The sequence below is a fragment of the Mesorhizobium sangaii genome, from assembly GCF_014207355.1.
GTDB lineage: Bacteria > Pseudomonadota > Alphaproteobacteria > Rhizobiales > Rhizobiaceae > Mesorhizobium > Mesorhizobium sangaii.
Map to the genome: position 1 here is coordinate 120,463 of NZ_JACHEF010000007.1, position 11,670 is coordinate 132,132.

The following is an 11,670-nucleotide window of genomic DNA, read 5'->3' on the forward strand; positions in this document are numbered from 1 at the left end:
AGGCTTTGGGACTCCTGGGGCAGAACCGATCGATACCAATCGATCAGGCCTGGTGATGATGGTCGTGATGCGCGGCCGCATCATGCTCGTGGTCATGATCATGGTCGTCGCCATCGTCGGCGCACTGTCCGAATTCCGGTTCAACGGTGGCATGGCTGATGCCGTGCTCGCTGGCAAGCCGCTTCTTGATGGTGCTCACTGCCTGATAGGCATCGACGCCTTCGGTAAGGCAGGCATGCAGCGTCGCCATGTTGCTCGTGCCGTCGAGCGACCAGACATGCATGTGGTGCACTTCGCGCACCCCCAGGACCGTCGCCTCGATATCCCTGGCGATCAGGTCGCGGTCGAGGCTCGGTGGCACGCCCTCGAGCAGGACATGAGCGGCGGCGCGCATCAGCGACCATGCCGTTGACAGGATCAGCAGCGAGACCAGGACCGACAGGATCGGGTCGATCGGTGTCCAGCCGGTCGCCAGGATCACCAGCGCGGCAACGATCGCCGCAGCCGAGCCGAGCAGGTCGCCGAGCACATGCAGCATGGCGCCCCGCATGTTCAGGCTTTCGCGGTCGCCGCCATGCAACACGAAGAAGGAACCGATATTGACCAGCAGGCCGAGGACCGCCACGACAAGCATCGGTCCGCCGAGCACCGGTGTCGGCGCCAGCAGGCGCCCCCACGCCTCGTAGACGATCCACAGTGCGATGACGAAGATGGCGATGCCGTTGGTGTAGGCCACCAGCGTCTTGACCCGGCCGAAGCCATAGGTGAGACGGCCGGTCGCCGGCCGGCCGGCAAGATGAAATGCATACCACGCTAGGCCGAGCGCGATCGCATCGGCGAGCATGTGGCCGGCATCTGCTAGCAGTGCCAGCGACCCGGTGAGAAGACCGCCGAGCGCCTCGGCGACCATGAAGCCGCCGGTCAGGCAGGCGGCAATCAGAACGCGTTTCTTGTCGGTCGAGCCATGCACTTGGCCGGCGCCGTGATCGTGTCCGCTATGATCGTCGGAATGGGTATGTGCCAATGGCAACTCCCGTTACGCGCCGAATTCAGTTCACGCGCCAAACTCGGCGCGAAAATCCTCAAGCCGTCGCTTCTGCTGGCCGTCGCCATCGAAATTGGCCGGGTCGAGCCACGCTTCGTAGGCTTGGCGTAGAGCCGGCCACTCCTTGTCGATGATCGAATACCATGCCGTATCGCGGTTTTCACCCTTGACGATGAGATGCTGGCGGAAAATGCCCTCGAACTTGAAGCCGAACCGTTCGGCCGCCCGCTTCGATGGCTCGTTGCGGTTGTTGCACTTCCACTCGTAACGACGATAGCCGAGCTCGTCGAAAATGTATTTCATGAACAGGAACTGCGCTTCGGTCGCCCCGGGTTTGCGCGAGATGAGCGGTCCCCAATAGATGTTGCCGATCTCGATGACGCCATAGGCAGGATCGATGCGCATCAGCGTCTGGCGTCCGGCGACCTTGCCGCTGGCCTTGTCGATGACGGTGAAGAACAACGGATCTTCGCTGGCCTCCACCTTGTCCAGCCATGGCTGGAAGGCGGCACGGGTTTCCGGCGGATAATCGGGCAGCCAGGCGAAGCGGCCATCGACGTCGGACACGGAGGACGCTTCGTACAGACCGTCGCCATGCTTTGCAGCGCTCAGCGGTTCGAGCCGGACGGTGCGGCCGTCGATCGCCTTGCGCTCGGGTCGCGGACGCGGTTGCCACTCTTTGAGATTTTCCGACACCGAATGCTCCAATCCGTTTGACTTTTGCCGGCCAAGGCTCACAAAAACGCACGCCAACAGTAAGAACCACACGGACGGGAAAAATGCTCCACACGATTTCCGCCTTCGACCGTCTGGGCGAGGAAAACGCCTTCGCCGTGCTCGCGCGAGCGACAGCACTTGCGAGCCAAGGCCGCGACATCGTCAACCTCGGCATCGGCCAGCCCGACTTCAAAACACCGCAGCACATCGTCGAGGCGGCGATCAAGGCGCTGCGTGACGGCCACCACGGCTACACGCCGGCCAATGGCCTGCTGGCGACGCGCGAAGCGGTGGTGCGGCGCACGCTGACCACCACCGGTGTCGAGATATCGCCTGAAACGGTGATGATCCTGCCCGGCGGCAAGCCGACCATGTTCGCCGCGATCCTGATGTTCGGCGAGCCTGGTGCCGAGATCCTCTATCCCGATCCCGGCTTTCCCATCTACCGCTCGATGATCGAATTCACCGGCGCAGCGCCGATCCCGGTGCCGATGCGCGAGGAGAACGGCTTTGCCTTCTCCGCCGAGGAGACGCTGGCGCTGATCACCTCGAAGACCAGGCTCTTGATCCTCAACTCGCCGGCCAATCCGACCGGCGGTGTCACGCCGCGCGCCGAGATCGAGAAGCTGGTCAAGGGGCTGGAGAAGCATCCGCAGGTCGCCATCCTCTCCGACGAGATCTACGACGTCATGACCTATGACGGCGAGACGCATTGCTCGCTGCTTGGCTTTCCCGAGATCCGCGACCGGCTGATCGTTCTCAATGGCTGGTCGAAGACCTGGGCGATGACCGGCTGGCGCATGGGCTGGTCGATCTGGCCGAATGGCGACAAGGGCGCCCATCTCTACGACAAGGTGCGCAAGCTGGCGGTCAATTGCTGGTCCTGCGTCAACGCGCCGAGCCAGTTTGCCGGCATTGCCGCCATCGACGGCCCGCAGGACGATGTCGACAAGATGATGCGCGCCTTCGACCGTCGCCGCAAGATCGTGGTCGAGGGGCTGAATGGCTTGCCCAACATTTCTTGCATCACGCCCAAGGGCGCCTTTTATGCCTTCCCCAACGTGTCGAAGACCGGCTGGAAGGCAAAGAAGCTCGCCTCGGCCCTGCTCGACGAGGCCGGCGTGGCGCTGATCGGCGGTCCCGATTTCGGCATTCTCGGCGAGGGCTACATCAGGCTCTCCTACGCCAACTCCGAGGAGAACATTTTGCGGGCGCTGGAGCGGATCGGAACGTTCCTGGCGAAGTGAGCTCAGCCCGCGCTGTCCCTGGATATTCACGACCGGAGAAAGTGACTTCGGATGTTCTATGCAATCCTTGCCTATCACGTAGAAGATGCGATCAAGGCGTTGACGCCGCAGGAAGATGCGGCGCTGATGGCCGACCTACTGAAGATCAACACCCGGCTTCACGAGGAAGGCACGCTTGGACCGTCCGCGCGTCTGGGAGCGACGCAGGATGCCTTCACCCTGCGCGGCCCGGGTGACGGCGTGGTCATCGACGGCCCTTTCGCCGAGACCAAGGAACAATTGCTCGGCCTCTATGTCGTCGACTGCGCCACGCGGGACGAGGCCATCGCGATCGCCCGCGACCTTCGCCGTGTCAATCCGACCGCCGTCTACGAGATCAGGCCCATTCTGCTTTTCAAGCCCGGCGCGCCGCTGGCGGGCAAATGAGCCAGCGGCGGAGGCCCCCCAGCGTCCGCTGCTCACCCACGCCCCACAAACGGCATCTTGGTGGCCATCACCGTCATGAACAGCACATTGGCGTCGAGCGGCAGGCTGGCCATGTGGACGACGGCGTCGGCGACGCGCTCCACGTCCATCACCGCTTCGGCGGCGATCGAGCCATTGGCCTGCGGCACGCCGACCGTCATCGGCTGCGCCATGTCGGTCAGCGCATTGCCGATGTCGATCTGGCCGCAGGCAATGTCATAGGGCCGGCCATCGAGCGCCAGCGTCTTGGTCAGTCCGGTAATGGCATGTTTGGTCGCCGTGTAAGGCACCGAGCCCGGGCGCGGCGCATAGGCCGACACCGAGCCGTTGTTGATGATGCGGCCACCCATCGGCCGCTGCTTGCGCATGGCGCCGAAGGCGGCGCGGGCGCACAGGAAGGAACCGGTGAGATTGACGCCGACGATGTCGTTCCAAACCTCGACCGGGATCTCGTCGATCGGCGTCGATTTGTAGCCCATGCCGGCATTGTTGAAGAGCAGATCGACGCGGCCGAAGGCCTCCGCCACCGTCTCGAACAGATCATCGACCTGGCCGGCCTTGCTGATGTCGCAGGCAACCGCCAATGCCTTGGCCTCGGTCGGCCCGGCCTCTGCGACGGCGGCATCCAGCACGGATTTGCGGCGTCCGCAGAACACCGTGTTCCAGCCGGCGTTGAGCAGCGCCGTGGCGACGCTCTTGCCGATGCCCGTGCCGGCGCCGGTGACGATGGCGGTTCTTTGCTCAGTCATGGCTGTTGTCCTCAAGCGGCGCTACGTGTGCTCGACTGATTTTCGGGGTTTGTCTTCAGGAGAGAAGGCATCGCAAATGACGGCTGCGATGGCAAGCAGGACCACCAGGGCTGGTCTCGAAATGTGGAATCCGGTTTTCGGAAGAGACCCCGCTCAAACGAACGGATAGGGCCTGACAAAAAGGGCGGTCATTGGCGACCGCCCTGATCTGAACCGGGCTTGGGAGGAGGAAAAACCGGTCCGACTGTGTAGAATCATGCGCTTCCTGAGTTAATGGAGGGTTAACCCCGGAAAGGCGATCTGTGCCGATTTGGGTTAGCGCCTGGGTCGAAAGTCGCTCTGGCGTGTCATATGGTGGTTGTTTCGAGAACCGGAGCGCAGCGGACTTTGGTCCGTGAGCAGCGGAAGCGCAGAAAACGCCATCAGATGGCCGCCAGAGCAGAGTTTCCAAACAGGCTCTCACCAGCGCGGATTGGACGAAGTCCCTGCCTTGGCCGGCACCCTGGCTGCCGAAACCGTCGCCTCGACATGATCGACCAACGCATCCGGCAGGCCAAGCCGGCCGGCAAGCAGATCGAGATAGCCGCGCTCGGCGCGGGTGTCGGGATCGATGGTAAGGCGCGAGGCGGTATAGAGTTCGAGCTTCTGCGCATCGGTTTTGGCGCCGGCCACCAGCGCGTCGAGGTCGAGCGGGCTCTCCAGTTCCTTCATCAGGAATTTCTCGGCATCGGAGTCTATGCCGGCAAGGCTGAGCTTGCCGGCGATCTTCTGGCGTTCGTCGTCGTCGATATGGCCGTCGGCCTTGGCCGCCGAGATCATCGCCCGAACCAGGGTCAGCGTGAATTCGTCCACGCCTTGCGGCGCCTGCGACGGGTGGAAAGCGGTGTCCTTGGGCGGCGGCAGCAATTCCGGTTCGCCGGCCGCGGGCGCTTCCGCCGGCGCGTTGCCGGCCTTGTAGTTCTGGTAGGCCTTGTAAGCGAGCCCGCCGATCGCGGCCAGGCCGCCTAGCTTCACGGCAGCGCCCGTCACCTCGCGGCCAGCACCGGTCCCGAGCAGTACGGCAGCCAGTGCGCCGGCCGCAAGCGGATTGTCCTTGGCCATCTGCACGGCCTGGCCCGCCTTGTCGCGAACGGTGCCGCTGGTGCCGGGAATTTGCGAGCCAAGCAGATCGTCGAGAAGCTTCTTGGGATCGAACATTCAATGCCTCCAGGATTTGCCCGGCCGAACGGGCAGGTTTCGAACGCCGAAGAGGTAGGCCCCGCACTTTGACATTACAATGACGTATCCATCGGGACAGATCCTTGGCGAGCGGCCGAAGCCGTGATCAGGATCCGATATGCCGGCCCCTGCCCCGTACTTGCGCGAGTTCGACCTGGCGCTGGCGCTCGGCGTAACGCTCGCGATCCTCGTCGGAACGCGCATCGAAACAACGCGGACAAGACACGCCGGTGGCGAACTTCGGTGACGTTAGGTCGCCTGGCGTCAGCGGATGGCGACAGGCACGGCAGAGTTCGGCCTCGCCCTCGGCAAGACCGTGCGACACCGAAACGCGTTCGTCGAAGACGAAGCACTCGCCTTGCCACAGGCTCTGTTCGGGCGGAACCTCCTCCAGGTATTTGAGGATGCCGCCCTTGAGATGGAAGACATCCTCGAAGCCGAGGGACTTGACGTAGGCGGTCGCCTTTTCGCAGCGTATGCCGCCGGTGCAGAACATCGCCACCTTGCGGCCCTCGAGTTCCGCCCTGTGCGCTTCCACCCAGGCCGGAAACTCGCGAAAACTTGCCGTTGCCGGATCGACCGCGTCCTTGAACGTACCGATCGACACCTCATAGGCGTTGCGCGTGTCGATGACGATCGTATCGGGCTCGGATATCAGCGCGTTCCAGTCGGCCGGCGCGACATAGGTGCCGGCACTCGTCGCTGGGTCGATGTCCCCGACACCCATGGTGACGATCTCGCGTTTCAACCGCACCTTCATGCGGTGGAACGGCGTTTCTGCTGCGCTGCTGTATTTGACCTCGAGGCCGGCGAGCCCTTCGATGGCTTCGAGATAATCGATGAGTTCGGCAATCGCCGTCTCGCTGCCGGCGACGGTGCCGTTGATACCCTCATGCGCCAGAAGCAAGGTGCCCTTGATGCCGCGCCCGCAACAGAAAGCGGCGAGCGGCGCGCGCAATTCGTCGAAGGCGTCGAGCCGGGCAAACCGGTAGAGCGCGGCGACGCGGATGGGGTCTGTTGGCGTGGACAATGTCATTGCCAAGCCAACTAGACGCTCGTCGCAGCCGATTCAAGGCGCACCGGCTTCATCAGCCCGTCATCGTTTTTGATGGCAGTGTCCGGTATAACTGCGCCACGGCGCGTGACATCGCGACACGCTTCGTTTCATGGACAGAAAAACACCCGTCTGCTAATCGGTTGAATTGTCCCACGATACGGAGAGACAGATGCCCAGCAAGACCGAAAAACTCCTGTCGCTCCTCAACGGCCAGCCGGTCATCCCGGTGCTGAAGATCGCCAACGTCGATGATGCCGTGCCGCTGGCCCGCGCTTTGGCGCGTGGCGGCCTGCCGGCGATCGAGATCACGCTCAGGACCGCCGATGCACTGGAAGCGATCCGGCGGGTGGCGGCTGAGGTCGAGGACGCCATCGTCGGCGCCGGCACCATTCTCGATGCGCGTCAATTCGAACAGGCGGCGGCCGCAGGCTCGCGCTTCATCGTCAGCCCCGGCATCACCCGCGAGCTTCTGGCGGCAGCGGCCCAAAGCGACGTTCCGCTGTTGCCCGGCGCCATCACGCCTGGCGAGATCATGGCTGCACGGGAAGCCGGCTTGCGCTTTCTCAAATTCTTCCCGGCCGAGCAGTCGGGCGGCATCGCTTCGCTGAAGGCCTTCGCCTCGCCGCTCGCCGATGTGAAGTTCTGTCCGACCGGCGGCATCACCGGCAAGAACGCGGCCGAGTATCTCAGCCTGCCCAACGTCGTCTGCGTCGGCGGCTCCTGGGTTGCCCCGGACGACATGGTCAAGGCCGGTAAGTGGGACGAGATCGAGGCTCTCGCACGCGCGGCCAGCAAGCTGGCAAAATAGGGCTTTCGGCGCGGCATGAAAAACCCGGCCGACTTGCGTCGACCGGGTTCTGCTGCTTGAGTTTCGAGCCGATCAGTTGCAGACCCTGATCTTTTCCACGACCTTGCGGTGGTGAGCCCAATGCGTGACCACCTTGGTGCGGCAGTGCTTCCTCATCATGTGCATATGGTCGTTGGTCTTCACGACAACGGTCGCTGCCTGCGTGGGAGCGATGGCCGCCGAAGTGGTTGCCAAGGCAATGACCGATGCCAGTAGAATGTTCTTCATGGATATCCCCGGGTTTGAACGAACAGGGGAGGAACCCTTGAAGGACTGAGCAAGTTCCACGCTCACGGCAATGTCAGACCGGCGTGATCGGGCCGATGGTCAGGGAATCACCGCGCTCCGCTACGCAACAGAAAAGCCGCGCAGGTTGCCCGGCGCGGCTTTGTCGATTGGCTGGTCGCTTACTTGGTCTGGAAGCGGGCGACCGACAGGAACTTGACGGCGTTGCCGGTGAAGCGGTTGGCGTCGGCCATCTGGTCGCCAGACTGGAAGCCAGCCGTGTAGACCTCGCTCGGCGGCGTATGCACGATGCTGTAGGCGTAGCCCGGCGCTGTCGTGGCGCTTGAAACGGTGGCGACATGTTCGCCGCTGGTCAGCGCCCAGCGGGCGGCCTGCGGCGCGGCGGCAACCACCATGGCCTTGGGACCAGGCTTCAGGTCGCGGGCGGTGGCTCTCGATTCCTTACGGGTCGTCTTGACGCCAGCGCCGATCGCGGCGGCCGGATCGGTACCGGCAGGGCGGGCAACGACAGCCTCGCGCGGCGATGCAGCATCGGCGCCCGACTGATCGTTGAAGGCCGAACGCGCCTCGGACAAGGACAAGGAAGCGACCTGGTATGCGTCGGCCGCAGCACCGGCCCGGGCATTGGCCTCGTCGAGCACGGCCTTCACCTCGTCCGGCCTGGCCATGTCGGGCCGCGCGCTGGGCAGCGCCGAGAAGGCGTCGGTCGCAGCGCTGCCGCGCTCAGCCGTATCCGCCAGCGCCATCAGCACGTCCTTGCTGGGTGGCGGAGCCAGAGCGGCCGGCAGCGAATTGTCGGGGCGCCATGTCGGCAACGGTACGTTGTTGACAGCGACCTGAGCAGGGACCGGGGCCGGGGCGGCCGACGGATCGGCCATGCCGAAAGGCACGTTCGCCGGCGCATGTGCTGTCGCCACGGCCTGCTCGGTAGTTGTTGCCGCATCCGCTGTCGCAGTCGCATCCGCTGACGCATCCGCCATGGCGAAAGGAACGTTGTCAGGCGACTGGGCACCGACATCGGCCTTCGGCCGCGGTGCAAAATCAGGCAGCGGAATGCTGCGGGCGGGCAGCGCCGCGATGATCGTCTCCGGCGTATCCTTTTCCGGCTCCGGAGCCTGCTCCTCGGCGATCTGCGGAATCTCCGCGCGCTTTGCATTCTCCGGCGCCACGATGGCGATGCCCGGGAGGTTGTTGGTCTTGGCTGTCGCGGCCGGCTGCAGGTTTCTAGCCTTGGGCGGAGGTGCCGCCGAAGCGGTCTCGACATCGGCGCTGTCGTCGGCCTCGTCGTCGCCGCCGCCGCCAAAGAAAGCCGACAGGAACCCACCTGATTTCTTGCTGCTGCCGCCGGCGCTGGCCAGTTCAATGGCCGGCGCGCCTGCACCCTTGCGCGCCTTGTAGGAGGCGAGCGCCTGCTCAAAGCCTGGCAGCGGCCTGCCGTCGCTCGGCACATGCAGCGTCTTGCCATTGGGGAACAGGCTGACCAGTTCCTGGCGGCTGATGCCGGGCCAGTGGCGCACATTGCCGACATCCATATGGACGAACGGCGAACCGGATGTCGGATAGTAGCCGACGCCGCCACCCTGCATCTTGAGACCGATGTTGCGCAGCTTCTTCAGCGGCACGCCGGGAATGTAGAAGTCCATCGCCTTGCCGAGCATGTGCTGGCTCTTCTCGGCGACGCCCCTGCTGCGGCTGCGCAGCATCGAGTTCGTCGACGGCGAGCGATAGCCGCAGACGACCTGGATGTAGTCCGTGGCACCGCTTTCCCGGTAGGCTTCCCAGACCAGATCCAGCAGACGCGGATCCATCTTGGTGGGCTCGTTGCGGCGCCAGTCGCGCAAGATGATGTTGATCTTCCTCAGACCCTCGGGAACGTAGCGGCCATTGCGCTTGTAGACGATCTCGGCCTTCTCGTGCGTATGAAGGTGATAAAGTTTCAGCGAACGTGTTTCGGCGCTGGCACCGGTTGCAGCCGCGGCAACAAAACCAAATGCGACAATCAACGCCGCCAGCCATTTCGGCCAGACGCTCACGTGAAGGTGCCGCCCGTTTGTGTGTCGTTCGATTCTGTTCAAATCAAAAGGCCCTGCAGGCTGCCGTTTGTCCCCGGATTTGTCCAAACGGATGTGTCGTTATCACATCCGAATATCGATCCTAATGGTTAATCATCGCTTATTGAAGCCAAAATGCGGTAACACCGTGGCGATATCCCGTCAAAAATTGTTCACCGGGTTTCTTGGTAAACCACTGGTTTAGATCATGTTTCCGCCTTTGCCCGAAACACGATCTGTTACCGTCAGCCTTAATGCGTGAACAGGCCTGTCCATGGGCCCGCCACATTCCCGCCAAAACCCGATATAGGGCGTATTCTGACATTTCAAGCTGGCTCCGGCCTTGCGTCCGAAGCGTGGATCCCGAACCGAAGGTCGGCAAAGCAATGGAGGAAACTGGTTTTCGGAAGGGATTATGCGCTTGAAGGTGTGTTGGAATTGAGGTCAGGCGGCATCGCCTGAACCTCAACATACCTAGGAAGCGAGCCGGTCGACGCGGCCGGTCTCCGGGTCGATGCCGTATTCCTTGAGCTTGCGGTAAAGCGTCGAGCGGCCGATGCCGAGGCGGCGGGCGACTTCGCTCATCTGGCCGTTGTAGTGGTCGATGGCGAGCTTGATCATCTCGAGCTCGACATCGGCCAGCGCACGCACATTGCCGCGTTCGTCGAGCGCCCGCAACGTACCGAAGCGAGGCTGCAGCCTGGCCAGCGGATCGGGCTGGATCGCCACGGCGGCCTCGCCGGACGAGGCTTCCGCGTCGCCAGGCTCAGTGTCCAGCGGCAAGGACGCGGACGGCGAAACGCCATCGGCGTCGAGATTGACGGTGCCTTCCACCTGCGCCCGGATCTGCGGGAAGTCCTCCGTGGTCAGCACATCGCCTTCGCAAAGCACCGAGGCCCGGAAGACGGCATTTTCGAGCTGCCGGATGTTTCCCGGCCAGTCATAGGCCTGCAGCACGGCAAGCGCCGCGGCTGAAATGCCTTGCAGGCGATGACGCGGGTCGGCCGGCGCCACCTTCTCCATGAAATGCGTGACCAGATAGGGTATGTCGTCGCGGCGGTCGCGCAGCGGCGGCACGAAGATCGGATAGACGTTCAGCCGATAGAACAGATCTTCGCGGAACTTGCCGTCCTTGACCTGCTGCAGGAGGTTGCGGTGCGTCGCCGAAATCAGCCTGATGTCGACCCTGACGGTCGAGCGTCCGCCGACCGGGTCGACCTCGCCGTCCTGCACGGCGCGCAGCAGCTTGACCTGCACGTCGAGCGGCAGGTCGCCGATCTCGTCGAGAAACAGCGTTCCCGAATGCGCCTCGACGAACTTGCCTGTGTGCTTATCGGTGGCGCCGGTGAACGAGCCCTTCTCGTGGCCGAACAGGATCGATTCGACCAGATTGTCGGGAATGGCGCCGCAATTGACGGTGACGAAGGGTTTCGAGCGGCGGTCGCCGCTGCCCTGGATGGCGCGCGCCACCAGTTCCTTGCCGACACCGGACTCGCCCTCGATCAGAATCGGAATGTTGGATGCCGCCGCCTTCTGGCCGAGGCGGATCACCCTGTCCATGGCCGGGCTGTGCGTGACCATGTCCTTGAAGGTCAGAAGTCCGCCACGCCGGCGCGACGTACGCTTGACCTCGCCCTCGACGGCCTCGACCTTGAGCGCATTGGCGATCGACGCCTGCAGCCTGTCGGGCGATGCCGGCTTGACGACGAAATCGAAGGCTCCGTGACGCATGGCCGAAACCACGGTCTCGATGCCGCCCTGGGCGGTCTGCACGATCGTCGGGACATTTATGTCGCGCTCGCGCATCGCCTTCAGCACGCCGATGCCGTCCAGACCGGGCATGACCAGATCGAGGATGACCACCGAAACCTCGCGGGCGCCTGGCCCGTCGAGGACATCGAGCGCGGCCGCTCCGCCGTCGACGACGGTTGCCGCATGGCCGAACCGCGTCACGGCTGCTTCGAGCAGCCGTCGCTGCACGGGATCGTCATCGACTATGAGTATGGAACCTGTCATGACTGGTACGAC

General features: G+C 63.7%; 11 protein-coding genes. 3 read left to right on the forward strand and 8 right to left on the reverse strand.

All coding sequences use genetic code 11. The features are described from left to right. Positions 1–43 precede the first annotated feature (43 nt). Together HNQ71_RS28215 and HNQ71_RS28220 are read right to left on the reverse strand one after the other, a co-directional pair. Positions 44–1,024: a cation diffusion facilitator family transporter gene (locus HNQ71_RS28215; protein ID WP_184876585.1), complete on the reverse strand. Its 981-nt coding sequence runs from the start codon at positions 1,022–1,024 to the stop codon at positions 44–46. A gap of 30 nt (positions 1,025–1,054) precedes the next feature. Then, entirely contained in the window at positions 1,055–1,741 is a 687-nt protein-coding gene (locus HNQ71_RS28220) for a GNAT family N-acetyltransferase (RefSeq protein WP_184876587.1), read from the reverse strand. An 83-nt stretch (positions 1,742–1,824) separates the two neighbouring features. On the opposite strand from HNQ71_RS28220, the gene HNQ71_RS28225 reads away from it, so the two are divergent. Beyond that, positions 1,825–3,009, forward strand: a complete 1,185-nt coding sequence (locus HNQ71_RS28225) for a pyridoxal phosphate-dependent aminotransferase (RefSeq protein ID WP_184876589.1) — start codon at positions 1,825–1,827, stop codon at positions 3,007–3,009. A 51-nt stretch (positions 3,010–3,060) separates the two neighbouring features. Further along, on the forward strand, positions 3,061–3,435 hold the full coding sequence (locus HNQ71_RS28230; RefSeq protein ID WP_184876591.1) for a YciI family protein: 375 nt from the start codon (positions 3,061–3,063) through the stop codon (positions 3,433–3,435). 32 nt (positions 3,436–3,467) lie between these two features. On the opposite strand, the gene HNQ71_RS28235 is transcribed toward HNQ71_RS28230, so the two are convergent. The 3 genes from HNQ71_RS28235 to trhO form a co-directional block, all read right to left on the reverse strand. Further along, entirely contained in the window at positions 3,468–4,223 is a 756-nt protein-coding gene (locus HNQ71_RS28235; RefSeq protein ID WP_184876593.1) for an SDR family oxidoreductase, read from the reverse strand. A gap of 459 nt (positions 4,224–4,682) precedes the next feature. Then, a complete protein-coding gene (locus HNQ71_RS28240) occupies positions 4,683–5,420 on the reverse strand; it encodes a tellurite resistance TerB family protein (protein ID WP_184876595.1) in 738 nt (245 codons plus the stop codon). Positions 5,421–5,547: 127 nt separating this feature from the next. Beyond that, positions 5,548–6,477, reverse strand: coding sequence for an oxygen-dependent tRNA uridine(34) hydroxylase TrhO (gene trhO / locus HNQ71_RS28245; RefSeq protein WP_184876597.1), 930 nt, complete (start codon positions 6,475–6,477; stop codon positions 5,548–5,550). A 190-nt stretch (positions 6,478–6,667) separates the two neighbouring features. Between trhO and HNQ71_RS28250 the strand changes: the two genes are divergently transcribed. Next, entirely contained in the window at positions 6,668–7,306 is a 639-nt protein-coding gene (locus HNQ71_RS28250; RefSeq protein WP_184876598.1) for a 2-dehydro-3-deoxy-phosphogluconate aldolase, read from the forward strand. 72 nt (positions 7,307–7,378) lie between these two features. On the opposite strand, the gene HNQ71_RS28255 is transcribed toward HNQ71_RS28250, so the two are convergent. The 3 genes from HNQ71_RS28255 to HNQ71_RS28265 all read right to left on the reverse strand — a co-directional run bounded on the left by HNQ71_RS28255 (position 7,379) and on the right by HNQ71_RS28265 (position 11,658). Beyond that, positions 7,379–7,573, reverse strand: a complete 195-nt coding sequence (locus HNQ71_RS28255; RefSeq protein WP_184876600.1) for a hypothetical protein — start codon at positions 7,571–7,573, stop codon at positions 7,379–7,381. Positions 7,574–7,752: 179 nt separating this feature from the next. Beyond that, positions 7,753–9,624 carry a peptidoglycan L,D-endopeptidase MepK gene (locus tag HNQ71_RS28260; RefSeq protein ID WP_184876602.1) on the reverse strand — a complete coding sequence of 624 codons (1,872 nt, stop codon included), beginning with the start codon at positions 9,622–9,624 and terminating at the stop codon, positions 7,753–7,755. A 492-nt stretch (positions 9,625–10,116) separates the two neighbouring features. Continuing rightward, positions 10,117–11,658, reverse strand: coding sequence for a sigma-54-dependent transcriptional regulator (locus tag HNQ71_RS28265; protein ID WP_184876604.1), 1,542 nt, complete (start codon positions 11,656–11,658; stop codon positions 10,117–10,119). Between the last annotated feature and the right edge of the window lie 12 nt (positions 11,659–11,670).